This is a genomic window from Cellvibrio sp. GW822-FHT04B05, from assembly GCF_058800985.1.
In genome coordinates this window covers 1-26,936 of record NZ_JBXAMU010000001.1, presented here as the reverse complement: position 1 = coordinate 26,936, position 26,936 = coordinate 1, and the positions used below count along the sequence as shown (strand labels likewise).

Below are 26,936 nucleotides of genomic sequence, written 5' to 3'. Positions count from 1 at the left end.
TGCGTACCCCTTACTTGGATTTAGCGGCTTTTTTCTTGGACGCTGCTTCGGTTTCAGTAACGTCACCGATAACTTCGCCTTTGAAAATCCACACTTTCACACCAATGATACCGTAGGTGGTGCTCGCTTCTGCTGTTGCATAATCGATGTCTGCACGCAAAGTGTGCAGAGGTACACGACCTTCGCGATACCACTCACTACGAGCGATTTCGGCACCACCCAAGCGGCCACCCACTTGGATTTTGATACCTTCAGCACCTTGACGCATTGCGTTTTGTACCGCGCGCTTCATTGCACGACGGAACATTACACGGCGCTCCAATTGCTGAGCCACGCCTTGTGCCACTAAAGCTGCATCCAAATCGGGCTTGCGAATCTCTTCAATATTAATATGAACAGGCACGCCCATTTGCTTGCTAACTTCAGCGCGCAACTTATCAACATCTTCGCCTTTTTTACCAATCACAATGCCTGGACGGGCAGTGTGAATGGTAATGCGCGCAGTATTAGCGGGGCGTTCAATATCAACGCGGCTAACTGACGCACTAGCAAGCTTGTCCTGAATGTACGCACGTACTTTCAAGTCGATGTTGAGTTTGTCTGCGTAATCGGTGCCATCGGCATACCAAATAGAAGTATGCTTTTTGATGATCCCCAGACGAATACCGTTTGGATGTACTTTCTGACCCATAACGCGCTCTCTTACTTATCGGCTACTTTAACGGTGATATGACAAGTACGCTTTGTAATACGATCAGCACGGCCTTTTGCACGCGGTTTAATGCGCTTAAGACTTACACCTTCATCTACAAAAATCGTTTTTACTTTCAACTCGTCAACATCAGCGCCTTCGTTGTGCTCGGCATTTGCAATTGCAGATTCGAGTACTTTCTTGATGATCGCTGCGCCTTTCTTGGTGCTAAAGGCCAGAATATCAAGCGCGTCTTCAACGCCTTTACCGCGAATTTGATCAGCAACCAAACGCGCTTTTTGCGCCGACAGACGAGCACCGCTTAATTTTGCTGCTACTTCCATCGTATACCTCGATTAGCGTTTTTTCGCTTTCTTATCAGCGGCATGGCCACGATAAGTGCGGGTTGCTGCAAACTCGCCAAGCTTATGGCCAACCATTTCTTCGTTAACCAGGACCGGAACATGCTGACGACCATTGTGTACAGCCAAGGTCAAACCCACCATTTCCGGCATAATCATGGAACGGCGCGACCAGGTTTTAATTGGACGACGGTCATTACTCGCGATCGCAGCTTCGACCTTCTTAATCAGGTGAAGATCGATAAAAGGACCTTTTTTCAGTGAACGTGGCACTGTCTCTTCCTCTATTCAGCTGTTAAGTCGGCGCTTATTTCTTATCGCGACGACGAACAATCATGTTATCGGTGCGCTTGTTTTTGCGCGTTTTGTAACCCTTGGTTGGAGTACCCCATGGTGAAACCGGGTGACGTCCGCCAGAAGTACGGCCTTCACCACCACCCATTGGGTGATCCACCGGGTTCATCGCAACACCGCGAACAGTAGGACGAATGCCAAGCCAACGTTTGGCGCCAGCCTTGCCCAATGAACGCAAATTGTGCTCACTGTTAGAGACTTCACCCAGAGTTGCGCGACAATCACTCAACACTTTACGCATTTCACCGCTGCGCAAACGCAAAGTTGCGTAAGCACCATCACGCGCAACCAACTGAGCCGAAGCTCCAGCGGAGCGAGCAATTTGAGCACCTTTACCAGGCTTGAGCTCAACACAGTGAATTACACTACCCAACGGGATGTTACGGATTGGCAGAGCATTGCCTGGCTTGATAGCCGCGGCGTTACCCGACTCAATTTTGTCACCAGCGCTCAAATTCTTGGGCGCAATGATGTAGCGACGCTCACCATCTGCATAACATACGAGTGCGATATAAGCAGTACGGTTTGGATCGTACTCAATGCGCTCAACAGTTGCAGGGATGCCGTCTTTGTTACGACGGAAATCAACTACACGGTAATGTTGTTTATGGCCGCCACCAACATGGCGAGTAGTAATGCGACCGGTATTGTTACGACCACCTGACTTGGACTTTTTGTCCAACAAAGGAGCGTAAGGATCACCCTTATACAAATCCGGATTGACAACTTTTACTACAAAGCGGCGACCTGGAGAGGTTGGTTTACATTTTACAATTGGCATTGCAACAATCCCCTTACTCAGCTACCGCAAAGTCGATTTCTTGACCTTGCTCAAGACGTACATACGCTTTTTTCCAATCGCTTCTCTTGCCGATTCCGTAGCGTGTACGCTTGGTTTTGCCCTTAACGTTCAATACACGTACTGATTCAACTTTGGTGTTGAACAACACTTGAACTGCGGCTTTAATTTCCACTTTACTGGCATCGGCCAATACTTTGAAAACCACTTGGTTACCAGTCTCACCGGCTGCTGCTGCTTTCTCAGAAACCACAGGACCTAGCAACACCTTATAAATGCGTTCTTGGTTCATCCCAGGATCTCCTCGAATTTTTTCAGAGCAGGAACAGTAACGATGACTTTGTCAAAACCGATCAGACTTACAGGATCAACACCCTGGACGTCGATCACGCCAACCTTGTACAGGTTGCGCGATGCAAGAAACAGGTTTTCACTCATTTCTTCGGTAATAATCAAAGCATCAGTCAAATTAAATTGAGCCAGCTTTTGAACTAATGATTTGGTTTTTGGTGCATCCACATCAAAGCTTTCGACTACAATCAAACGATCCTGACGATTCAACTCGGACAGGATGCACTGCAGCGCAGCGCGGTACATTTTCTTGTTAAGTTTTTGCTCGAAGTTACGTGGTTTAGCAGCAAATGTTGCGCCGCCGCCGCGCCAGATTGGGCTACGGATAGTACCAGCACGTGCACGACCAGTACCTTTTTGACGCCAAGGCTTTTTGCCACCGCCAGACACTTCAGCGCGAGTTTTTTGCGCTTTAGTACCCTGACGAGCACCTGCCATGTAGGCGACAACAGTTTGATGAACCAGGTCTTGGTTAAACTCTCTACCGAAGGCAACCTCAGATACAGAAACTGTACCTTGGGCACCACCGGGACTCACAATTTTTAATTCCATGGTCGATTCCCCTCGGATACTTAACCGTTAGTGCGCGCTTTAACAGCTGGACGCACAATAACGTCGCCACCTGGAGCACCAGGAATAGCACCCTTAACAAGAAGCAGATTGCGCTCAGCATCGACACGGACAATCTCAAGGTTTTGAACGGTTACACGCTCAGCACCCAGATGACCAGCCATTTTCTTGCCTTTGAATACGCGACCTGGAGATTGACACTGGCCGATAGAACCCAGCACACGGTGCGAACGGGAGTTACCGTGAGTCGCATCTTGCATACCGAAATTCCAGCGCTTAATACCGCCAGCAAAACCTTTACCTTTAGATGTGCCGGTAACATCAATTATTTGACCTGCCGAGAAAAACTCAACAGTAATTGTTGCACCAACTTCGAAAGCTTCTTGAGCTTCGTTACGCAATTCCCAAACACCACGACCCGCTTCAACGTTTGCTTTAGCGAAGTGACCGGCTTCGGACTTGGTAACACGGGAGGCACGACGAGCACCAATAGTAACCTGCACAGCAGAGTAGCCATCAGTGTCTACGCTTTTAACCTGAGTGATGCGATTAGGCTCAACCTCAATCACAGAGACAGGAATGGAAACACCATCATCGGTAAATACACGAGTCATACCGCTTTTGCGGCCGACAATACCAATCGTCATTTTACTAACCTCTTAGTGTACGGGGCTTTTACCCGCTATGGCCGCCCATTTCAGAGCGTTACACAGTTCGGACACCCAGTGCGCCCGAACCTTAAACATTTACTTAGCCGAGACTAATTTGAACCTCAACACCAGCAGCCAGATCCAGCTTCATAAGTGCATCAACAGTTTTTTCGGTAGGCTCAACAATATCCAGCAAACGCTTATGTGTACGGATCTCGTATTGATCACGCGCGTCTTTATTAACGTGCGGGGAAATCAATACAGTGAAGCGCTCTTTACGAGTCGGCAGCGGAATCGGACCGCGCACTTGAGCACCTGTACGCTTTGCTGTTTCAACAATCTCTTGGGTAGAGGCGTCGATAAGCTTGTGATCAAAAGCCTTCAGGCGAATTCTAATGCGTTGATTCTGCATGTGAACCAAACTCCAATTGTTTGTTTTAAAGAACTTCCAATGCGCAAGGATAAAAGTACCCCGGCAAAAGGAGGCGCAATTCTAAGGGCGACTTAGTGACCTGTCAACAAATAAACGGCATATTTGCGATTATTTGATCAAACACTCAAACGCACCCGGAAAAATAAAAAGCGGGCCACATGGGCCCGCTTTTCAACACTTCATATTACTGAATGATTTTGGCAACAACACCAGCACCAACAGTACGACCACCTTCACGGATAGCGAAGCGCAAACCTTCTTCCATCGCAATCGGGTGAATCAAAGTAACCACCATTTGCACGTTGTCACCTGGCATTACCATTTCTACACCTTCCGGCAATTCAACCGCACCGGTTACGTCGGTGGTGCGGAAATAGAACTGTGGACGATAGCCTTTGAAGAATGGCGTGTGACGACCACCTTCTTCTTTTGACAATACGTACACTTCTGACTGGAACTTGGTGTGCGGGGTAACCGAGTTTGGCTTGGCCAATACCTGACCGCGCTCAACGTCATCACGCTTGGTACCGCGCAACAGAACACCTACGTTCTCACCGGCACGACCTTCGTCAAGCAGCTTGCGGAACATTTCAACACCGGTACAGGTGGTTTTAACGGTATCTTTCAGACCAACGATCGCGATCTCTTCACCGACTTTAACAACACCACGCTCTACACGGCCAGTTACCACAGTACCGCGACCAGAGATAGAGAACACATCTTCTACTGGCATCAGGAATGGCTGGTCAATAGCACGTACCGGCTCTGGAATGTAGCTATCCAGAGACTCAACCAGTTTACGTACTGCAGAAGTACCCAAACCGTTTTCATCCTGACCGTTCAATGCCATCAAGGCAGAACCAGCGATAATTGGAGTATCGTCACCCGGGAAGTCATAGGTAGACAGCAGCTCACGCAGCTCCATTTCTACCAATTCCAACATTTCATTGTATTCTTCGGTACCCACACCACCACAGTCTTCCGCCAACAAGTCTGCCTTGTTCAGGAATACTACGATGTAAGGAACACCTACCTGGCGAGACAACAGGATGTGTTCGCGGGTTTGCGGCATTGGACCGTCGGTCGCGCCACACACCAGGATCGCACCATCCATCTGCGCAGCACCAGTGATCATGTTCTTCACATAGTCGGCGTGGCCCGGGCAGTCAACGTGAGCGTAGTGACGGGTAGCTGAGTCATACTCTACGTGAGAAGTGTTGATGGTAATACCGCGAGCCTTTTCTTCCGGCGCGTTGTCGATACCATCATAGGCAACGAATGCGCCGCCCCAGCTTTCTGCACACACGCGGGTCAACGCGGCGGTCAGCGTGGTTTTACCGTGGTCAACGTGACCAATGGTGCCCACGTTAAGGTGGGGTTTGTTACGTTCAAACTTTTCTTTAGCCACTTTTCAATTCCTCTATATAAAGATGAAATATCGAAACTATTCTTCGTCTCTTTGCATTCCGCCCTTCGCAATCACTTCGTCAGCAACATTGCGAGGAGCCTCTTGGTACTTCAAGAATTCCATTGTATAGGTTGCGCGCCCTTGAGTTGCTGAGCGCAACGAAGTCGCATAACCAAACATTTCTGACAGTGGAACCTCGGCATCAACAACCTTCCCCATCGGACTCTCATCCATACCCAGGATCAAGCCGCGACGACGATTCAAGTCGCCAACCACATCACCCATATTAGCCTCAGGTGTAACCACCTCGACCTTCATGATTGGCTCAAGCAAAACCGCACCACCCTTTTGGGCCAATTTCTTGGTTGCCATAGATGCCGCAATCTTAAAAGCCATTTCCGAGGAATCCACATCATGGTAAGAGCCGTCAAACACAACAGCCTTCAAGCCAAGCAAGGGATAACCCGCCAGAACACCGTTTTGCATCTGTTCTGCAATACCTTTCTGGATTGCAGGGATGAATTCCTTAGGAACAACACCACCCACAACTTCATTTACAAACTCCAAGCCTTCAGCACTTTCATCGGCACCTGGAGAGAAACGAATCCAGCAATGACCAAACTGGCCGCGACCGCCCGACTGACGCACAAATTTGCCTTCGATTTCGCATGTATTACGAATAGCTTCACGGTAGGCCACTTGCGGCTTGCCAATATTAGCTTCAACGCCAAATTCGCGCCGCATACGATCAACAATAATATCCAGATGCAGCTCGCCCATACCACCAATGATGGTTTGGCCGGTTTCTTCGTCGGTACGCACCCGGAAAGAGGGATCTTCCTGAGCCAATTTGCCCAGGGCAACGCCCATTTTTTCCTGATCCGCCTTGGTTTTTGGTTCAACCGCCACATGAATTACCGGCTCCGGAAAATCCATGCGCTCAAGGATAATAACGCTATCGAGAGCACATAAAGTGTCGCCCGTAGTACAGTCTTTAAAACCAATACCCGCAGCGATATCACCCGCCAATACCTCTTTAATCTCCTGGCGCTGGTTAGCGTGCATTTGCACCATACGACCAACGCGTTCCTTTTTACCTTTTACCGAGTTCAAGACGGTGTCCCCTGATTGCAGGGTACCCGAGTAAACACGGAAGAAGGTCAAGGTGCCCACGAAGGGGTCAGTAGCAATTTTAAAAGCCAATGCAGAGAAGGGCTCATCATCACTCGCCTTACGCGTCGCAACGGTTTCCCCGTCCTCAAGCACGCCTTCAATAGCTTTAACTTCCGTCGGTGCCGGCAGATAATCAACAACCGCATCAAGCATTGCCTGAACGCCTTTGTTTTTGAACGCCGAACCACCGATAACAGGAATAATTTCATTGGCCAAGGTACGCGCACGAATGCCAGTCTTGATTTCTTCTTCAGTCAGCTCTTCGCCGCCCAAATACTTTTCCATCAATTCTTCGCTGGATTCAGCCGCAGACTCGATCAGGAATTCACGCATTTTTTCACAAGTTGCCAGCAAATCTGCAGGGATCGGCTCGTACTTGAAGGTCATACCCTGGTCTTCTTCGTTCCAGATAATGGCACGCATCTTAACCAGGTCAACCACGCCCCTGAATTCATCTTCAGCACCGATGGTCATTTGCAGCGGAACCGCGTTTGCACCCAGACGGGACTTCAACTGCTCAACAACACGCATGTAGTTAGCGCCAGTACGGTCCATCTTGTTCACAAATACCAACCGTGGAACCTCGTATTTGTTTGCTTGACGCCATACCGTTTCGGTCTGCGGCTGCACACCTGAGGAACCACACAAAACCACAACAGCACCATCCAGAACACGCAATGAACGCTCCACCTCAATAGTGAAGTCCACGTGCCCCGGGGTATCAATTACATTGATGCGATGCTCATCAAACTGGCCACCCATACCTTTCCAGAAGGTCGTAACAGCAGCAGAAGTGATGGTGATACCGCGCTCTTGTTCTTGCACCATCCAGTCGGTGGTTGCAGCACCATCATGCACCTCACCAATTTTGTGAGACAGTCCGGTATAGAATAAAACACGCTCGGTAGTTGTAGTCTTACCAGCGTCAACGTGAGCGCAAATACCAATATTGCGGTAGCGTGCGATAGGAGTTTTACGTGCCACAGCTGTATTCCCCGATTACCAATTCACTAGTAAAGACAAAGGCAGCCTTGCTGCCTTTGTCTCACATAGCTAATCAGACGTCGCATCCACTTAGAAGCGGAAGTGCGAGAACGCCTTGTTCGCTTCAGCCATACGGTGAACGTCTTCACGCTTCTTAACCGCAGCGCCTTTGCCTTGTGCAGCATCCATCAGCTCACCAGCCAAACGCGCCGGCATTGATTTCTCACCGCGCTTACGGGAGTAATCCACCAACCAGCGCATTGCCAGTGCAGTACGGCGAGACGCACGCACTTCAACAGGAACCTGATAGGTTGCACCGCCCACACGGCGGGATTTAACCTCAACCAGCGGAGCGATGTTCTCGAGAGCCTCAGAGAAAACCTCCAGAGGATCGCGATTCAATTTGGTTTTAACGATATCCATAGCGCCGTAAATAATGCGCTCTGCTACCGACTTCTTACCACTGATCATCACGTGGTTCATAAACTTTGCCAGAGTCACGTTACCGTATTTAGGATCCGGCAGCGTGTCGCGTTTGGCGACGACTCGTCTTCTTGGCATTTTAATAGCCTCTCTTCAGGAATTTTCCAAGACAACATTTGAAGCCCAATTGCTTCGAAATTTGCTTGGCCTTACTCGGTTGTACACCGAAAACATTAAACGCAAAGCATCAGTGGCGGATGATATCCGCCCACTATTACTTAGGACGTTTAGCACCGTATTTGGAACGACCTTGTCTACGCTTGGCAACACCAGAAGTATCCAGTGAACCGCGTACAGTATGGTAACGAACACCAGGCAAGTCTTTAACACGACCGCCACGGATCAGTACCACGCTGTGCTCTTGCAAGTTATGGCCTTCACCGCCGATATAGGAAGACACTTCAAAGCCATTGGTCAAACGAACACGGCACACTTTACGCAATGCTGAGTTTGGCTTTTTCGGTGTAGTCGTATAAACGCGAGTGCAAACACCGCGTCTTTGCGGATTGCCTTGCAGAGCTGGAACGTCGCTCTTATCTACGATGGGTTTTCTCGGCTTACGAATCAATTGATTGATCGTTGGCATGAAAACAAACTCCACAGGTAATACGCCTTCATTATTAGAAGGCAGGTTTAAGAAAGCGGGCTAATACAACAACAATAGCCCTGCTTCCCACTTCGGAAAAAGTGGGTGGCGCATTGTAAAGATGCACCCCACCACCGTCAAGGTAAAGCCCGCTTATTTAATGGACAATTGTCCGATAAAAAAGCAAGGCTGGGGTCGCCAGCCTTGCTTTGGGTCTACCCTGAGAGCTCTCAGGCCCTCATTACTTCGGCAAATTATCAAACATTAGCCAATGCTTGATTTCAATGCCTCGGTCAATGCTGCTTCAACATCTTCAGCGCTCACACCAACATCGTTGCCGATTGCCGCTTCGCGGCGACGCTTACGGTCTGAGTGATACGCCAAACCGGTACCCGCTGGGATCAAACGACCCACAACCACGTTTTCTTTCAGGCCGCGCAACGCATCTTTCTTGCCAGTTACTGCCGCTTCGGTCAATACGCGGGTAGTTTCCTGGAAGGATGCCGCAGAGATAAACGATTCAGTCGCCAAAGATGCTTTGGTAATACCCAGCAGCTGGCGCTCGTAATTGGCCGGTTGACGAGCCTCTGCACGCAGTTTTTCGTTTTCTTCCAGTACGTGGTTATATTCAACCTGTTCGCCTTTCACGAACGTAGAATCACCCATGGTGCTGATTTCTACTTTACGCAGCATTTGACGAACGATAGTTTCAATATGCTTATCGTTAATCTTCACGCCTTGCAGACGGTAAACGTCTTGGATTTCGTTGGTAATGTAGCGCGCCAACGCCTCAACACCTTGCAGACGCAAAATGTCGTGCGGGTTCGCAGGACCATCAGACACAACCTCACCCTTCGCAACCATTTCACCTTCGAACACGGTTAACTGGCGATGCTTCGGAATCAGAACTTCATAATGGGTTGAACCATCATCCAGTACCTGACCGTCGGTTGGAGTAATAATCAAGCGACGCTTGCCCTTGGTCTCTTTACCAAAGCTCACAGTACCGGAAATTTCCGCCAGGATTGACGGCTCTTTCGGACGACGAGCTTCGAACAAATCAGCAACGCGCGGCAGACCACCGGTGATATCACGGGTCTTGGAGCCTTCTTGCGGGATACGCGCAATAATGTCGCCCACATTAATAATGTCGCTGTTGTTGATACTCAAAATTGCTTTCGGCGGCAACATATAGTGCGCAGGCACGTTGGTGTTAGCCAGGAACAGCTCTTTACCTTTGGCATCTACCAATGTTACAGCTGGGCGCAGATCTTTACCCGCTGACGGACGCTCGGCAGGATCGAGAACTTCGATCGAGCTCAAACCAGTCAATTCGTCGGTTTGACGACGGATAGAGAGACCGTCTTCCATACCCGAGAATGCAACAGTACCTGCCACTTCCGATACGATCGGGTGGGTATGCGGATCCCATTTGGCAATAATCTGGCCGCCTTTTACTGCTTCGCCATCTTTAACGGTGATCAATGCACCGTAAGGAATCTTGTAACGCTCGCGCTCACGACCGCTGCCATCGGCAATTGCCAATTCACCGGAACGGGAAACTGCAACCAGGTTACCAGCAGGGTTGCTCACAACTTTCACGTTGAGCAAACGCACAGTACCTTCTTGTTTAACTTGTACGCTATCTGCTGCAGACGCTCGCGATGCCGCACCACCGATGTGGAAGGTACGCATGGTCAATTGGGTACCAGGTTCACCGATTGACTGGGCTGCGATAACACCAACCGCCTCGCCCACGTTAACACGATGACCACGAGCAAGGTCACGGCCGTAACACATAGAACAGATACCGCTGCGCGCTTCACAGGTAATCGGTGAGCGCACCAGCACTTCATCAATGCCCATAGCTTCAACACGCTCAACCCAGGCTTCGTCAATCATGGTGCCAGCAGGAACCAGGATTTCATCGGTGCCGGGACGAATAACGTCGCGTGCAATAATACGACCGAGGATACGATCACCCAGAGATTCGATAACGTCGCCGCCTTCGATTACCGGTGACATAGTCAAACCTTCATCGGTGCCACAGTCGATAGCTGTCACGACAAGATCTTGCGCAACGTCAACCAAGCGACGGGTCAAGTAACCGGAGTTCGCGGTCTTCAATGCGGTATCCGCCAAACCTTTACGCGCACCGTGGGTTGAGATGAAGTACTGGAGTACGTTCAAGCCTTCACGGAAATTCGCTTTAATTGGCGTCTCGATGATCGAGCCATCCGGACGCGCCATCAACCCACGCATACCTGCCAACTGACGGATCTGGGCGGGCGAACCACGCGCACCTGAGTCGGCATACATAAATACGGAGTTAAATGACGGTTGCAATTCTTCAACGCCATCGCGGTTGATAACAGCTTCTTTGGAAATACCTTCCATCATCGATTTGGCAACCAAATCGTTAGCACGTGACCAGATGTCGATAACTTTGTTGTATTTCTCGCCCTGGGTCACAAGACCTGAAGCGTATTGGGTTTCGATTTCTTTTACTTCAGCGTCAGCGCGACCAATAATCTCCGCTTTTGCAGCAGGAATGGTGAAGTCGTTAACACCAATTGATGAACCGGACTTGGTAGAGAAGTCATAACCCATGTACATCAAACGGTCAGCGAAAATAACAGTCGCTTTCAGACCTACTACGCGGTAGCAGTAGTTGATTGCAGCAGAAATTGCCTTCTTAACCATTGGACGGTTAATCATTTCCAGTGGCATACCTGCAGGGCAGATTTCCCACAGCAGCACACGACCAACAGTGGTGCTAACCAACTTGACAGTTGTGGTCTTTTCGCCTTCTTCACCGATCAAAGTTTCACTCAAGCGCACTTTAATACGCGCCTGCAGATCAACTTGCTTGGAGTAGTAAGCACGTGACACTTCAGCTGGATCCGCAAACACCATGTTCTCACCTTTGGCGTTAACACGGTCGCGAGTCATCCAATACAAACCCAATACCACGTCCTGTGACGGAACGATAATTGGTTCACCTGACGCAGGAGAAAGGATATTGTTGGTAGACATCATCAATGCGCGCGCTTCCAACTGGGCTTCAATAGTCAGTGGAACATGAACTGCCATCTGGTCACCGTCGAAGTCGGCGTTGTACGCAGAACAAACAAGCGGGTGCAGTTGAATCGCTTTACCTTCAATCAGTACCGGCTCAAACGCCTGGATACCAAGGCGGTGAAGTGTCGGTGCACGGTTCAGGAGAACCGGATGCTCGCGGATAACTTCGTCGAGGATATCCCAAACGACAGCTTCTTCGCGCTCAACCATTTTCTTGGCGGCTTTAATCGTGGTCGCCAAACCGCGCAATTCGAGCTTGCTGAAAATAAACGGTTTGAACAATTCCAATGCCATTTTCTTCGGCAGACCGCACTGATGCAGACGCAAAGTTGGGCCTACTACGATTACCGAACGGCCGGAGTAGTCAACGCGCTTACCGAGCAGGTTTTGACGGAAACGACCTTGCTTACCTTTGATCATATCTGCCAAAGACTTCAGCGGACGCTTGTTCGAACCGGTGATCGCACGACCGCGACGACCATTATCCAACAGAGCATCTACCGCTTCTTGCAGCATACGCTTTTCGTTGCGCACGATGATGTCAGGTGCATTCAGATCCAACAGACGCTTCAAACGGTTGTTACGGTTGATTACGCGACGATACAAATCATTCAGGTCGGAAGTCGCAAAGCGGCCGCCATCCAATGGAACCAATGGACGCAAATCTGGCGGCAATACCGGCAATACTTCCATTACCATCCACTCAGGCTTATTGCCAGAGAAGAAGAATGCTTCCAACAGCTTCAAGCGCTTGGAGTATTTTTTGATTTTGGTCTCGCTGGTGGTATTAGGAATTTCTTCACGCAGACGTTGAATTTCTGATTCCAAATCAATAGCACGCATCAAGGTTTGAATTGCTTCAGCACCCATTTGCGCTTCGAATTCGTCACCGAACTCTTCCATTGCTTCGAAATATTGCTCGTCAGAGAGCAATTGACCGCGCTCCAAGGTAGTCATACCTGGCTCGGTCACTACGTAGGATTCAAAATACAGTACACGCTCGATATCACGCAGGGTCATATCCAGCAACAAACCAATACGGCTCGGCAGTGATTTCAAGAACCAAATATGCGCAACCGGGCTAGCCAGCTCAATGTGGCCCATACGCTCACGACGCACTTTGGCCAAAGTGACTTCGACGCCACACTTCTCACAGATAATGCCACGGTGCTTCATGCGCTTGTACTTACCGCACAAGCACTCATAATCTTTTACCGGACCAAAGATCTTGGCGCAGAACAAACCTTCACGCTCAGGCTTGAAGGTACGGTAGTTGATAGTCTCTGGCTTTTTTACTTCGCCAAACGACCATGAACGAATCATTTCAGGTGATGCCAAGCTAATACGAATAGAGTCGAATTCTTCGACTTGTCCCTGGGACTTGAGTAAATTCAGTAAGTCTTTCAAGGCGCTTTCTCCTGTTGGCTCCGGGGGAGCTTTCATTAAACTTCGAGGCAAATTCTTTGGTGTTCTGGTTCCGGGTTACGACCAGCATCAACAGGATTAGTGCAGATGCTGGCGCGCAAACTTGAGCATTAATCGTCTTGCTCAAGCTCAATGTTGATACCCAGAGAGCGGATTTCCTTAACCAGTACGTTGAAGGACTCCGGCATGCCGGGCTCCATACGGTGGTCGCCATCAACGATGTTTTTATACATCTTGGTACGACCCGCAACGTCATCCGACTTAACAGTAAGCATTTCCTGCAAGGTGTAAGCAGCGCCGTATGCTTCCAGCGCCCACACTTCCATCTCACCAAAACGCTGACCACCAAATTGTGCTTTACCACCCAGAGGCTGTTGAGTAACCAGACTGTATGAACCGGTTGAACGGGCATGCATCTTGTCGTCCACCAAGTGGTTCAACTTCAGCATGTACATGTAACCCACAGTCACAGGACGAGTGAACTGGTCACCAGTACGACCATCATAAAGAATGGACTGACCGGTATCCGACAAACCTGCTAAACGCAACAGTGCTTTGATTTCATGCTCTTTAGCACCATCAAATACTGGCGTTGCCATAGGTACGCCATCAACCAGGTTTTTAGCCAGATCCAGGATTTCTTTGTCGCTGAAAGAAGCAAGATCTTCTTTCGCTGCAACATCGCCAGTCTTGTTGTAAATGTCTTCGAGGAAAGCGCGAACATCAGCAATGGCTTTTTGCTCTTGCAACAACTTGTTGATTTTAACGCCCAAACCTTTAGCCGCCATACCCAAGTGCATTTCCAACACCTGCCCCACGTTCATACGTGAAGGTACACCGAGCGGGTTGAGGACGATATCAACAGTCTCGCCATTCTCGTCGTAAGGCATATCTTCAATCGGCATAATGACCGAGATAACACCCTTGTTACCGTGACGACCGGCCATCTTGTCGCCTGGCTGGATACGACGCTTGATCGCAAGGTAAACCTTAACAATTTTGAGCACGCCTGGAGCAAGATCATCACCGGTAGACAATTTGCGCTTTTTATCTTCAAAACGCTCATCAAGAATCTTACGGCGCTCCGCCAACTGCTCTTCGGCACGATCGATCTGCTCATTCAGAACTTCTTCTGACATACGCAACTTGAACCACTGGTCTTTTTCCAAGCCATCAAGGATTTCGTGAGTCATGGCTTCGCCTTTCTTCACATTTTTTCCTGATGCGACAACTTGGCCAACCAATGCAGAACGCAAACGCTCAAAAGTTGCGGTCTCAACGATACGGTATTCTTCGTTCAAATCTTTACGAACTTCGTCGAGCTGGGCTTTTTCGATTTCCAAGCTACGCTGATCCTTTTCAAGACCATCGCGGGTGAATACCTGGACATCAATGACAGTACCTTTGGTGCTTGAAGGCACGCGTAAAGATGTATCTTTAACGTCAGATGCTTTTTCACCGAAAATCGCACGCAGAAGTTTCTCTTCCGGCGTCAGCTGGGTTTCACCTTTTGGTGTCACTTTACCAACCAGAATATCGCCGCCGCCAACTTCCGCACCGATATATACGATGCCGGATTCGTCGAGCTTGCTCAGTGCACTTTCGCCCACGTTCGGAATATCGGCAGTGATTTCTTCGCTGCCCAACTTGGTATCGCGTGCGATACAGGTTAATTCCTGAATATGGATAGTAGTGAAACGATCTTCTTGTACAACGCGCTCTGAAACCAGAATCGAGTCTTCGAAGTTATAGCCATTCCACGGCATGAAAGCGATACGCATGTTTTGGCCAAGTGCCAACTCACCCATATCAACTGAAGGGCCATCAGCCAGAATGTCGCCACGGGATACGGAATCACCCATGCTTACGATTGGACGCTGGTTAATACAGGTATTTTGGTTCGAACGGGTATATTTGATCAGGTTGTAAATATCAACACCGGCATCACCCGCTTCTACTTCATCGTGATGTACTTTTACCACGATACGGCCAGCATCAACGCTATCGATCACACCACCGCGTTTTGCAACCACGCACACGCCTGAGTCGGAGGCAACATTACGCTCCATACCCGTGCCTACCAGAGGCTTTTGTGAGCGCAGGGTGGGTACAGCCTGACGCTGCATGTTTGAACCCATCAATGCGCGGTTGGCGTCATCGTGTTCAAGGAATGGAATCAAAGACGCAGCAACAGATACTACCTGACGCGCCGAAACATCCATATATTGGACGTCCGCAGGAGCCTTCAGAGTAAATTCATTGAGGTGACGTACAGATACCAGATCTTCAGTCAGATTGCCGCCGTCATCCAAAGTCGCTGATGCCTGCGCAATTACATAATCAGATTCATTAATCGCCGACAGGAAATCAATTTCATTGGTCACTTTCCCGTTAACAACTTTGCGATACGGGCTCTCAAGGAAACCGTAGTTGTTAGTACGGGCATAAGTTGCCAAAGAGTTGATCAAACCAATGTTTGGACCTTCCGGAGTTTCAATTGGACACACGCGACCATAGTGAGTCGGGTGTACGTCACGAACTTCAAAGCCTGCACGCTCACGAGTCAAACCACCCGGGCCAAGCGCAGAGACACGACGCTTGTGCGTGATCTCTGACAGCGGGTTGTTTTGGTCCATAAATTGCGACAACTGCGAAGAGCCGAAGAATTCTTTAACTGCAGCGGCAACCGGTTTCGCGTTAATCAAATCTTGTGGCATCAAACCTTCGCTTTCTGCCATGGACAAACGCTCTTTCACTGCACGCTCAACACGCACTAAACCAACACGGAATTGGTTTTCTGCCATTTCACCTACAGAGCGAACACGCCGGTTACCCAAGTGATCGATGTCATCCACAACGCCCTTACCGTTACGTATGGCGATCAGCGTCTTCATCACATCAACGATATCATCATTGGACAATGTACCTTCACCGGTCTCAGCTTCACGGCCAAGACGACGGTTGAACTTCATACGACCAACAGCGGAAAGATCGTAACGCTCTTGAGAGAAGAACAGATTCTGGAACAGTGCCTCAGCCGACTCTTTGGTTGGCGGTTCACCAGGACGCATCATGCGATAAATTTCAACCAGCGACTCCAATGCAGTACGAGTTGGATCAACACGCAACGTCTCGGAAATAAATGCACCGCAATCCAATTCGTTGGTGTACAGGGTTTCAACATCAGTCACGCCTGCAGCAACCAACTTGCTCAATGCATCAGCAGTAATTTCGGTATTGCATTCAAACAACAGCTCGCCACTGCGAGTGTCGACAATATCTTTTGCCAGTGAGCGGCCTAACAAGTATTCAGATGGAACATCCATCTGATTAACGCCGGCTTTTTCCAATTGACGAATATGGCGCGCGGTAATACGGCGACCTTCTTCAACAATAATATTGCCTTTGTCATCTTTGATATCAAAAGTAGCAACATCACCACGCAGACGCGATGGCACAACTTCGTAACTAAACTGACCATCTTTGCCCAAAATAAAAGTGCTGGTTTCAAAGAACATCGCCAACATTTCTTGCGAGCTAAAACCGAGCGCACGCAGTAAAATAGTTGCCGGTAATTTACGGCGACGGTCGATACGAACGTACAGCAGGTCTTTTGGATCGAACTCAAAATCCAACCAGGAACCACGGTAGGGAATAATACGAGCGGAATAAAGCAACTTGCCAGATGAATGGGTCTTGCCCTTGTCGTGATCAAAGAACACGCCAGGTGAACGGTGCAACTGGGAAACAATTACACGCTCAGTACCGTTGATAACAAAGGTACCATTATCAGTCATGAGCGGAATTTCACCCATGTACACTTCTTGTTCTTTAATATCTTTAATCGCTTTATTCGATGATTCGCGATCATAAATAATCAAACGCACTTTCACGCGCAAAGGTACGGCATAAGTAACGCCGCGCAGAATACACTCGTTTACATCAAACGCAGCTTTACCGAGGTTGTAGCTCACATATTCGAGTGCGGCATTACCTGAATAACTGACAATTGGAAAAACGGAACGGAATGCAGCATGCAGCCCCATGTCATCGCGCTTACTAGGCGCAGTGTCTGCCTGGGTAAACTTTCTGTAGGAATCTAACTGAATCGCCAAAAGGTAAGGTACATCCATTACGTGAGGCAGTTTGCCAAAATCCTTGCGGATACGTTTTTTCTCAGTATATGAGTAAGCCATCTGTATTCCCCAGCTTGTTCGCGGATCGGGCTTGATCGCAGCCATGAAAACGCAAGTGCGTTTCTTTGTAAAAACTCGACTACCTTGTGATTACTTTTTCAGTAATCAATGGCGCACCTGGTGCTTGCCATTTTTAGCTCAATTACAGTTATGAACAATGACACATCTGAAAACAGAAAAAGGCTGGCGAGCAAACGCTCACCAGCCTAGTGTCCACACTGTAACTGGACCCTGACACAGGCATAAATTACTTAACTTCTACGACTGCACCAGCTTCTTCCAGTTTAGCTTTTGCTGCATCAGCATCAGCTTTGGAAACAGCTTCTTTAACCGCTTTAGGTGCAGCTTCTACCAAGTCTTTAGCTTCTTTCAAGCCCAGACCAGTCAGCTCACGAACAGCCTTAATCACGTTAACTTTCTTGTCACCGATAGATGAAAGAATTACGTCAAACTCGGTTTGCTCTTCAGCAGCAGCAACTGGGCCAGCAGCAACAGCAACAGTTGCAGCAGCAGCGCTAACACCGAATTTTTCTTCCATTGCAGAGATCAACTCAACAACGTCTTTAACAGACATTTCTGCGATGGCATTGATGATATCGTCTTTAGTCAGAGACATGTCTCAATTCCTAATTAATGGAGCATTTTGCTCGTTAAATCTAAAGTAAGCCGTAATCCAATGATTAAGCAGCTTGCTGTTCTTTTTGATCGCGAACGGCCGCAATAGTGCGAACCAGTTTGCCGGCTGAAGCTTCTTTCATCACGCTCATCAGACGAGAAATAGCTTCGTCGTACGTTGGCAAAGTAGCCAGCATAGCGATGTTCACTAACTCACCTTCAAAGGCAGCAGCTTTCAACTCAAACTTGTCATTTTCTTTAGCAAAATCCTGAAGGATGCGAGCACCGGCACCAGGATGAACAGTAGAGAATGCAATCAGAGTTGGACCTACGAATTTGTCTGCGAGACACTCGTAAGCTGTACCTTGCACAGCGCGACGGGCCAATGTGTTACGGACGACTTTTACCCAGACGCCAGCTTCACGGGCCTGCTTACGCAGAGCAGTCATCTTGCCAACAGTTACGCCGCGAGAATCGGCGATAACAGCAGACAAAGCGCTCTTTGCAGCGTCTTGGACTTCAGCGACGATCGCCTTTTTGCCTTCAAGACCTAATGCCACGGGATTTCTCCTGATTGATAAACCTTTTCCGCTAAATGCAAGAATCAATTTATCGTTAACTACCAGTTCCAATAAATTTACCGGAACCATTATTCGGTGAAGTCATTCGCCAAATTTCTGTAACAGTTGCGCTGTAACATGATTCAGCTGAATAGGGTCTCACCATCTGCGTAGGCGGCTTACATTAAGTCCCAGAATTTGTTTACACAAACCACTTCGGACACCTACGGTCTTTGACGGCCCGCTTAATAAGCGGACCCCAAAGTTCTTTGGGCGTCAGCGAATTAAATCGCGAGTGACGCTTGATCGATTACCAAACCAGGACCCATAGTAGAACTCAAGGAAATCTTCTTGATGTAAATACCTTTGGATGTTGCTGGCTTGGCTTTTTTCAGATCGCCAATCAGTGCCTCAAGGTTTTCCTTGATAGCAACGGCATCAAATGAAATTTTACCCAAGCCACCGTGAACAATACCGCCCTTCTCTGCGCGATAACGAATCTGGCCAGCTTTGGCATTTTTTACAGCGGTAACTACGTCGGGTGTTACTGTGCCGGTTTTTGGGTTTGGCATAAGGCCACGCGGACCGAGCACCTGACCCAATTGACCTACAACACGCATAGCGTCAGGGCTGGCAATAACTACGTCAAAATCCATTTTGCCCGCTTTGATTTCAGCAGCCAATTCATCCATTCCAACGAACTCAGCACCAGCAGCTTTTGCAGCTTCGGCGTTGGCGCCTTGGGTGAAAACAGCCACACGAACTGATTTACCGTTACCATGAGGGAGAGTAGTTGCACCGCGAACTGATTGATCAGATTTACGTGGATCAATCCCAAGGTTGACAGATACATCAACAGTTTCAGCAAACTTCACATTGGAAAGATCTTTCAACAACGCAACCGCTTCTTCAATTGAATACTGTTTAGTTGAATCAACTTTCTCATTAATAGCACGTTGACGCTTGGTAATTTTAGCCATCTTATACGCCCTCCACTTCCAGACCCATTGAACGAGCAGAACCAGCAATAGTACGCACAGCGGCGTCCATATCAGATGCTGTTAGATCTGCCAATTTGGTAGTTGCAATGGTTTCCAACTGGGCGCGGGTTACCTTACCAACCTTATTAGTGTTGGGGCGGCCACTACCACTGGTAATGCCAGCAGCCTTCTTCAACAAGAAAGATGCTGGTGGCGTTTTCATTACGAAAGTAAAGCTACGGTCACTGTATACACTGATAATTACAGGTACCGGTGAACCAACTTCCATGCCTTGTGTTTGCGCATTGAAAGCTTTACAGAATTCCATGATGTTAACACCGTGCTGACCAAGAGCTGGACCAACAGGTGGACTTGGGTTTGCTTTGCCAGCTGCAACTTGCAGCTTAACGTAAGCGGTTACTTTTTTCGCCATGATATTACTCCCCTATGGGTGTTAGCGCCTCAGCCAGACCTTTGGCAAAATCTGACGTCTCAGGCTCCCCGCCCTGGCACAGACCAAGGACACGAAAACCCCTCTATGCATAGCAAAGAAGGGCATTTAAAACTTGTTTAGCAATTAGGTTTTTTCGACCTGACTAAACTCCAACTCCACCGGAGTTGAGCGACCAAAAATCAATACTGCAACACGCAGTTTGTTTTTGTCGTAATTAACTTCTTCAACAACGCCGTTAAAATCATTAAATGGCCCGTCAATAACACGCACCATTTCGCCCGGCTCAAAAATAGTTTTTGGCTTGGGCTTTTCAATAGAGTCATCAACACGACGCAAAATAGCATCAGCTTCTTTTTCAGTAATTGGCGCAGGCTGATCAGCCTTACCACCAATGAACCCCATCACACGAGGAGTATCCTTTACCAAATGCCAAGTATCATCATTCAATTCCATTTGCACTAATACGTAACCAGGAAAAAACTTGCGCTCACTTTTACGTTTTTGCCCACCACGCATTTCAATAACTTCTTCGGTGGGAACCAGAATCTCACCAAAACTTTCTTCCATGCCGTAAAGCGCAACACGATCACGCAGAGAGGCCGCTACTTTTTTTTCGTAGCCAGAATAGGCATGCACTACGTACCAACGCTTAGCCATACTCATCTATCCTATGATATTGGAAGCAATAAAGCCGAAGAGAGTATCGAGCAACCACAAAACGATTGCCATAAAAAACACTACAGCCAGCACAATCAAGGTTGTCTGGTTTGTTTCTTGGCGAGTAGGCCAAACCACCTTGCGCAACTCAACCAGAGCACCGCGAACAACATCAGCTATTGCTGTACCCTTGGCAGTCTGCAAAGCAACAAATATTGCAACAGCAGCCAGGACCAACAAGCCCAATGCGCGATACAAAATAGATTCGGCGGAGAAATGAGAGTTTCCGACAATACCTGCAGCAACGATAGCCACAACCAAAAGCCATTTAATAGCATCCAGTCGGTAAACTTTTTCTTCAGTATTAGCAGTCATTATCGCAAGAAACCTTCATGAAATTTGGCAGGCCAGGAGGGACTCGAACCCCCAACACCCGGTTTTGGAGACCGGTGCTCTACCAATTGAACTACTGGCCTAACATAACTGAAGCAGATGTGAAGCGGCAGAATTCACTGCCGCACACAGATTAATTACTGAATGATTTTGGCAACAACACCAGCACCAACAGTACGACCACCTTCACGGATAGCGAAGCGCAAACCTTCTTCCATCGCAATCGGGTGAATCAAAGTAACCACCATTTGCACGTTGTCACCTGGCATTACCATTTCTACACCTTCCGGCAATTCAACCGCACCGGTTACGTCGGTGGTGCGGAAATAGAACTGTGGACGATAGCCTTTGAAGAATGGCGTGTGACGACCACCTTCTTCTTTTGACAATACGTACACTTCTGACTGGAACTTGGTGTGCGGGGTAACCGAGTTTGGCTTGGCCAATACCTGACCGCGCTCAACGTCATCACGCTTGGTACCGCGCAACAGAACACCTACGTTCTCACCGGCACGACCTTCGTCAAGCAGCTTGCGGAACATTTCAACACCGGTACAGGTGGTTTTAACGGTATCTTTCAGACCAACGATCGCGATCTCTTCACCGACTTTAACAACACCACGCTCTACACGGCCAGTTACCACAGTACCGCGACCAGAGATAGAGAACACATCTTCTACTGGCATCAGGAATGGCTGGTCAATAGCACGTACCGGCTCTGGAATGTAGCTATCCAGAGACTCAACCAGTTTACGTACTGCAGAAGTACCCAAACCGTTTTCATCCTGACCGTTCAATGCCATCAAGGCAGAACCAGCGATAATTGGAGTATCGTCACCCGGGAAGTCATAGGTAGACAGCAGCTCACGCAGCTCCATTTCTACCAATTCCAACATTTCATTGTATTCTTCGGTACCCACACCACCACAGTCTTCCGCCAACAAGTCTGCCTTGTTCAGGAATACTACGATGTAAGGAACACCTACCTGGCGAGACAACAGGATGTGTTCGCGGGTTTGCGGCATTGGACCGTCGGTCGCGCCACACACCAGGATCGCACCATCCATCTGCGCAGCACCAGTGATCATGTTCTTCACATAGTCGGCGTGGCCCGGGCAGTCAACGTGAGCGTAGTGACGGGTAGCTGAGTCATACTCTACGTGAGAAGTGTTGATGGTAATACCGCGAGCCTTTTCTTCCGGCGCGTTGTCGATACCATCATAGGCAACGAATGCGCCGCCCCAGCTTTCTGCACACACGCGGGTCAACGCGGCGGTCAGCGTGGTTTTACCGTGGTCAACGTGACCAATGGTGCCCACGTTAAGGTGGGGTTTGTTACGTTCAAACTTTTCCTTCGCCATTGCGAGCGCCTCCTCAGACGTAGATGACATTTACACAGATAAAAAAGCTGCGAGAGACTATCCCTCGCAGCATATATGGAGCTCATAAGCAGATTCGAACTGCTGACCTCACCCTTACCAAGGGTGTGCTCTACCAACTGAGCTATATGAGCCGAACATCTTAAAAATTTGGAGCGGGTAGCGGGAATCGAACCCGCGCCATCAGCTTGGAAGGCTGAGGTTCTACCATTGAACCATACCCGCTAAAATCAGATATTGGCTGCTAGCTCACAGGCTTCAGGCCTACCTCATAACTGAGGAAATATGGTGCAGGGGGATGGATTCGAACCATCGAAGCTTACGCGTCAGATTTACAGTCTGATCCCTTTGGCCGCTCGGGAACCCCTGCCGAAAACCGCCGGCATTTTCCGACCCACAACAATAACTGTCAATCTATTTTTTTAACAAATTCACAGACTTACGCTACAACCACAATCAAAACTGGAGCTGGCGAGAGGAATCGAACCCCCGACCGGCTGATTACAAGTCAGCTGCTCTACCTACTGAGCTACGCCAGCTTTTTGACCACGGCTGTTTGTGGAGGCAGAATTCTAGTGAAACATTTACTGGGAAGCAACACCTAAACAGAAATTTAGTCGTTTTTCCAAGCCAGGCTCTTTTGTTATCAGGTCTGCCCATACGGTTTCGTCTATTTTTTCAGCAAAACCGTTATCAACCACCACCCAAGTCTCTTGAATCATCTTGGGCAACATTTTTATTTCAGGCTCATACCCTTGTTTTTTTATTTCAGCTGACCTTGCCTCCGCCTCTGCATAATCAGCAAAGCGCCCAAAAGATATCCCATTCGTTAGCTCACCTTTTGCAATAACGTGACTCTCTATATTTTTATTTGCCAATTCATATAAACGACGAACAGCCTCCTTTTCCGACATCTCCGGCTTCAAATACACCCAGTATGATTCTCCATCCTTGATTTCAATAGGAGCGATGCGTGCAGCAACCCCTAAAGAAGATAATCGCTCTACGGCATATTCAGCCTGCAATAGTTGCCCATAGGGCCCAAGCATTGTGCAAAACTCTTGCCCCAACTTTTCACCAGATAACGCAGCATTTGATTGCACGATCCTTTTGGATTCTTTTTGCTCTTTTGCCTTTAGTGTTGCCGCGCGCCCTTGCTCAGATAGGAGCTGCAAACTGGCACTGGAGGAATTATTGTCTTTTTTGATTTCTATAGGCATTGCAGTATCTTTTTTCTCCGCAAAAAAATACTGGTGCCCAAAAAACACAAGATTGGCAGCTAATAAAAGAATAAAAATTGCCCGCATTTATTACCCCAACCGTTATGGATTACCCAAGACACAAGCAAGACCATCCAATACCAACCCTGGAATCAATCGAGCCCGCGGATAAAAAGGCAGCAATTTGACCGCATCACCACCTGTAAAAATTAATTCTATTTCGTCACTCACAGCATCGTTCGTATGCAACTGGTGTATACCGTTATTTATCAAACCCACCACCATTGCAGTACATGCAGAATGAACTGCATCCGCAGTCGCCGTAGCCGGTGACAAACTCGCAATTGAAAGCCCCTCATCCAATTTGATTTGTCGAGTCCCGGAAGTCAGCGAATCTAACATAAGATTGATTCCCGGCGCGATGTACCCACCTAAATGCCCGCCATCCTCGGCCACCAGATCCACCGTTATAGCCGTACCAAATGACACAATAACACAAGCCTTTCTCACATCTTGATATGCAGCAACCAATCCCAGCCAGCGATCAGCTCCTAAGGCAAGCGGTTCTTCGTACCCATTACGCACCAGACCACAGGCCGTCGTGCTTCGCGCAAACAAAGGGGGCAAACTTAAATAAGCAATAGACCAATCAATCAGCTTTTGCTCCAATATGGTGCCAACAACGCTCACAACCCAAACGTTAGCTATCGACTCACGATATGGTTTCAGTTCTCTATTTAACGTATCAAGATCGGATTCAGTACCGACAAACCCTTGCGCTAAATTTATCTTTCCATCTCTTACACGCCATTTTAGACGCGTATTGCCCATATCAATTTCCAGAATCACGGGATAGGCCTCAACGATATTTCACCGCCATGAAATTGCTCTTCTCCAATGGCAGTTTTAACCCGCAATGCACCATCTTCGGAAACCCCCATACATTCACCGGAATGAATGGAATTACCATTGCGCAACTCAATCTGCTTTCCCGCATGTGCATTTAACGATTGCCACTCCGCACAATACGCAACAAAACCCTTGCGCTCATAACCATCCAGCACCAATACCAACTCGTCGATTAAGGTTGCAGCAAGATAATTTCTCGACACCTCAGCAACTTGCTGGCGGCGACATATGCTGTGCAGATCTATCCATGGCTGATCAATAGCACCAGCCTGATCCTTACTCATTGCGACATTAATACCGACACCAATAACTACCTGACAGTAACCGGCAGGATCTCCTGTTATTTCAATCAAAACTCCCGCTAATTTTTTATTCTCATAAAGCACATCGTTTGGCCACTTTAATTCGACGCCCACAACACCGCAATGTCGCAAAGCACGTTCAACTGCCAAACCGATCACCAAACTTAACCCTTCAATCGCAGCAATGCCACCTTCAAATCCCCAACCAATCGAACAATATAAATTTTGCGCAAAAGGACTTATCCACACTCGCCCGCGCCGCCCACGTCCGGCAGTTTGCGATTCAGCAAAACACACTTGCATCACTGGATTATCTTGCCGCATAAGATATGAATTGGTGGAATCAATTTGCGCAAATACACATAAATTTAGCGGAAGATTTGATTTCAACTGATCCAATATTTTCTTTTGATCCAATAAATCCAGACCACCCTCAATACAATATCCTCGCCCCTTAACTGACAGCACACCAATACCCAAGACCTCCAACTTTTGTAAATGCTTCCATACTGCTGCACGACTAATCCCCAACAACAAGCCTATCTCTTCCCCGGAATGGAATAGGCCATCAGAAAGTAAATCCAATATTTGTCGCAAGGAGCCGGAATCCAAAGTGTTAATTTCTGCTGTCATAGAGAACCCGCCAAATATTCGCGCTCATAACGAGCACCAAGGCTGGTCAAAATTTCGTAACCCAATGTTTTATTTTTATTTGCCAGATATTCCAGCGAGAGCTGTTCATTTATAACTTCTATTTTTTCACCCAAGAGCAAATCATCAGGTAAATCGATTGAAGAAATATCAAATATAGTAGCGTCCATTGATATACGCCCAACGGCTTTCACATTTTGCCCACACAAAACTCCTTCCGGCTGCAATCCCAAAGTGCGATGCAAGCCATCAGCATAACCACCTCTGGCAACCACTACACGCGCCCCTTGTGGCAAAACAGCACTGCTGCCATAACCAATTGCAGCGGGTGCATCAAGTGTTCGCACTTGCGTGATCGGTAATGATAGACGAACAACGGGGCGCATAGGATTTGGAAGACCGGGCACAGGATTGATGCCATAAAGCGCAGCACCTGGGCGCAACAAATCAAAATGCCAGGTGTCGCCCAAAAAAATACCAGAAGAATTTGCAAGGCTAAGGCGAATACCAGGAATGAACGATTTAATTAAATTAGCACAATGGGCAAATCTATCTCGCTGCAAAATATTCAATGGATGATCTTGCTCATCAGCACATGCAAGATGACTCATGAACAAGATCGGATTAATTGCGCGGAGTAATACAAGATCATTGCAAAGCGCTTTGAACTGATCGAGATCAAGCCCAAAACGAGTCATGCCCGTATTTATTTTTATTGCACAAGGAGCATTGGAACTCAATACAGAGTTTGCCTTAACCCAAGCATTGATCGACGATAAAGAATAGAGAACAGGAATCACACCTGCTTCAATTATGATGGATTCATCGCCTTTATTGATTCCACCCAACATATATATAAAGGCCGACTGCGGCAGGTATTGTTTGGCGGCAAGCGCTTCACCTATTGAAGCGAAAAAGAACTCCTGGCAACCAACGCCATACAAGGCATTACCTACCTGATCAGCTCCCAAACCATACGCATTTGCTTTTATAACACCAGCAACAGTAGCGCCAGTACCCATGGTTTGTAATGTAAGCCAATTAGCCTGAATGGCTGCCAGATCTATAGTTAACACGCTGTTAAACCCGCTTTGCGCTTTATTTAAAAGGAATGCATCTAAGCAGAGCACAAGCGCAAAATCCACCAGTATTGGCAACAACGTTCAGGAAAACAACATAGAAATCGACAAAGCAAAAACAAAAAAGCCCCGTCAGGGTGCCTGAAGGGGCTTTGGATTAGAAGCTTGACGATGACCTACTCTCACATGGG

At 48.2% G+C, this 26,936-nt stretch carries 25 protein-coding genes and 5 tRNA genes; all 30 read right to left on the bottom strand.

Features of this window, described 5'->3' with window-relative positions:
* Positions 1-10 precede the first annotated feature (10 nt).
* Entirely contained in the window at positions 11-691 is a 681-nt protein-coding gene (gene rpsC, locus AC1RJL_RS00150; RefSeq protein ID WP_078045161.1) for a 30S ribosomal protein S3, read from the bottom strand.
* An 11-nt stretch (positions 692-702) separates the two neighbouring features.
* A complete protein-coding gene (gene rplV / locus AC1RJL_RS00145) occupies positions 703-1,035 on the bottom strand; it encodes a 50S ribosomal protein L22 (RefSeq protein WP_039912569.1) in 333 nt (110 codons plus the stop codon).
* 12 nt (positions 1,036-1,047) lie between these two features.
* On the bottom strand, positions 1,048-1,326 hold the full coding sequence (gene rpsS / locus AC1RJL_RS00140; protein WP_039912567.1) for a 30S ribosomal protein S19: 279 nt from the start codon (positions 1,324-1,326) through the stop codon (positions 1,048-1,050).
* Positions 1,327-1,360: 34 nt separating this feature from the next.
* A complete protein-coding gene (gene rplB / locus AC1RJL_RS00135; protein ID WP_492910724.1) occupies positions 1,361-2,188 on the bottom strand; it encodes a 50S ribosomal protein L2 in 828 nt (275 codons plus the stop codon).
* Between the two features lie 13 nt (positions 2,189-2,201).
* Complete coding sequence (gene rplW / locus AC1RJL_RS00130) at positions 2,202-2,498, bottom strand: 50S ribosomal protein L23 (RefSeq protein WP_492910723.1); 297 nt, start codon at positions 2,496-2,498, stop codon at positions 2,202-2,204.
* Positions 2,495-3,109: a 50S ribosomal protein L4 gene (gene rplD / locus AC1RJL_RS00125; protein ID WP_062059487.1), complete on the bottom strand. Its 615-nt coding sequence runs from the start codon at positions 3,107-3,109 to the stop codon at positions 2,495-2,497. Before rplD ends, rplW begins: the two co-directional genes overlap by 4 nt.
* Before the next feature lie 20 nt (positions 3,110-3,129).
* Positions 3,130-3,774: a 50S ribosomal protein L3 gene (gene rplC / locus AC1RJL_RS00120; protein ID WP_492910722.1), complete on the bottom strand. Its 645-nt coding sequence runs from the start codon at positions 3,772-3,774 to the stop codon at positions 3,130-3,132.
* A 103-nt stretch (positions 3,775-3,877) separates the two neighbouring features.
* Positions 3,878-4,189, bottom strand: a complete 312-nt coding sequence (rpsJ, locus tag AC1RJL_RS00115; RefSeq protein WP_007644456.1) for a 30S ribosomal protein S10 — start codon at positions 4,187-4,189, stop codon at positions 3,878-3,880.
* A 205-nt stretch (positions 4,190-4,394) separates the two neighbouring features.
* Positions 4,395-5,618: an elongation factor Tu gene (gene tuf, locus AC1RJL_RS00110; protein WP_492910715.1), complete on the bottom strand. Its 1,224-nt coding sequence runs from the start codon at positions 5,616-5,618 to the stop codon at positions 4,395-4,397.
* A 36-nt stretch (positions 5,619-5,654) separates the two neighbouring features.
* On the bottom strand, positions 5,655-7,775 hold the full coding sequence (fusA, locus tag AC1RJL_RS00105; RefSeq protein WP_492910721.1) for an elongation factor G: 2,121 nt from the start codon (positions 7,773-7,775) through the stop codon (positions 5,655-5,657).
* 90 nt (positions 7,776-7,865) lie between these two features.
* Positions 7,866-8,336, bottom strand: a complete 471-nt coding sequence (gene rpsG, locus AC1RJL_RS00100) for a 30S ribosomal protein S7 (protein ID WP_007644453.1) — start codon at positions 8,334-8,336, stop codon at positions 7,866-7,868.
* A gap of 136 nt (positions 8,337-8,472) precedes the next feature.
* On the bottom strand, positions 8,473-8,844 hold the full coding sequence (rpsL, locus tag AC1RJL_RS00095) for a 30S ribosomal protein S12 (protein ID WP_062058902.1): 372 nt from the start codon (positions 8,842-8,844) through the stop codon (positions 8,473-8,475).
* A gap of 264 nt (positions 8,845-9,108) precedes the next feature.
* Positions 9,109-13,332, bottom strand: coding sequence for a DNA-directed RNA polymerase subunit beta' (gene rpoC, locus AC1RJL_RS00090; protein WP_492910720.1), 4,224 nt, complete (start codon positions 13,330-13,332; stop codon positions 9,109-9,111).
* A gap of 128 nt (positions 13,333-13,460) precedes the next feature.
* Complete coding sequence (rpoB, locus tag AC1RJL_RS00085) at positions 13,461-17,546, bottom strand: DNA-directed RNA polymerase subunit beta (RefSeq protein ID WP_492910719.1); 4,086 nt, start codon at positions 17,544-17,546, stop codon at positions 13,461-13,463.
* Positions 17,547-17,793: 247 nt separating this feature from the next.
* On the bottom strand, positions 17,794-18,162 hold the full coding sequence (gene rplL / locus AC1RJL_RS00080; protein WP_492910718.1) for a 50S ribosomal protein L7/L12: 369 nt from the start codon (positions 18,160-18,162) through the stop codon (positions 17,794-17,796).
* A gap of 64 nt (positions 18,163-18,226) precedes the next feature.
* Complete coding sequence (gene rplJ, locus AC1RJL_RS00075; protein WP_133684965.1) at positions 18,227-18,721, bottom strand: 50S ribosomal protein L10; 495 nt, start codon at positions 18,719-18,721, stop codon at positions 18,227-18,229.
* A gap of 284 nt (positions 18,722-19,005) precedes the next feature.
* A complete protein-coding gene (gene rplA, locus AC1RJL_RS00070; RefSeq protein ID WP_133684964.1) occupies positions 19,006-19,701 on the bottom strand; it encodes a 50S ribosomal protein L1 in 696 nt (231 codons plus the stop codon).
* 1 nt (position 19,702) lies between these two features.
* The gene (gene rplK / locus AC1RJL_RS00065; RefSeq protein WP_492910717.1) at positions 19,703-20,134 is read right to left on the bottom strand and encodes a 50S ribosomal protein L11; all 432 of its coding nucleotides are present in this window, start codon (positions 20,132-20,134) and stop codon (positions 19,703-19,705) included.
* Between the two features lie 144 nt (positions 20,135-20,278).
* Positions 20,279-20,812 (bottom strand): transcription termination/antitermination protein NusG, encoded by a 534-nt coding sequence (gene nusG / locus AC1RJL_RS00060; RefSeq protein ID WP_133684962.1) that lies wholly within the window; start codon positions 20,810-20,812, stop codon positions 20,279-20,281.
* Between the two features lie 6 nt (positions 20,813-20,818).
* A complete protein-coding gene (secE, locus tag AC1RJL_RS00055) occupies positions 20,819-21,187 on the bottom strand; it encodes a preprotein translocase subunit SecE (RefSeq protein WP_492910716.1) in 369 nt (122 codons plus the stop codon).
* A gap of 25 nt (positions 21,188-21,212) precedes the next feature.
* Positions 21,213-21,288: transfer RNA gene (locus tag AC1RJL_RS00050), tRNA-Trp, on the bottom strand.
* 54 nt (positions 21,289-21,342) lie between these two features.
* Positions 21,343-22,566 carry an elongation factor Tu gene (gene tuf, locus AC1RJL_RS00045; protein ID WP_492910715.1) on the bottom strand — a complete coding sequence of 408 codons (1,224 nt, stop codon included), beginning with the start codon at positions 22,564-22,566 and terminating at the stop codon, positions 21,343-21,345.
* 76 nt (positions 22,567-22,642) lie between these two features.
* Positions 22,643-22,718, bottom strand: a tRNA-Thr gene (locus AC1RJL_RS00040).
* A gap of 17 nt (positions 22,719-22,735) precedes the next feature.
* Positions 22,736-22,809 (bottom strand) — tRNA-Gly (locus tag AC1RJL_RS00035).
* A gap of 61 nt (positions 22,810-22,870) precedes the next feature.
* Positions 22,871-22,954 (bottom strand) — tRNA-Tyr (locus AC1RJL_RS00030).
* A gap of 93 nt (positions 22,955-23,047) precedes the next feature.
* Positions 23,048-23,123, bottom strand: a tRNA-Thr gene (locus tag AC1RJL_RS00025).
* Between the two features lie 45 nt (positions 23,124-23,168).
* Positions 23,169-23,891, bottom strand: a complete 723-nt coding sequence (locus tag AC1RJL_RS00020) for an SPOR domain-containing protein (RefSeq protein WP_492910714.1) — start codon at positions 23,889-23,891, stop codon at positions 23,169-23,171.
* A gap of 15 nt (positions 23,892-23,906) precedes the next feature.
* Positions 23,907-24,653, bottom strand: a complete 747-nt coding sequence (locus tag AC1RJL_RS00015) for a type III pantothenate kinase (RefSeq protein ID WP_492910713.1) — start codon at positions 24,651-24,653, stop codon at positions 23,907-23,909.
* Positions 24,650-25,648 (bottom strand): bifunctional biotin--[acetyl-CoA-carboxylase] ligase/biotin operon repressor BirA, encoded by a 999-nt coding sequence (gene birA, locus AC1RJL_RS00010; protein ID WP_492910712.1) that lies wholly within the window; start codon positions 25,646-25,648, stop codon positions 24,650-24,652. The genes AC1RJL_RS00015 and birA overlap by 4 nt, the downstream gene beginning before the upstream one ends.
* On the bottom strand, positions 25,645-26,811 hold the full coding sequence (alr, locus tag AC1RJL_RS00005; protein WP_492910711.1) for an alanine racemase: 1,167 nt from the start codon (positions 26,809-26,811) through the stop codon (positions 25,645-25,647). Before alr ends, birA begins: the two co-directional genes overlap by 4 nt.
* Positions 26,812-26,936 lie beyond the last annotated feature (125 nt).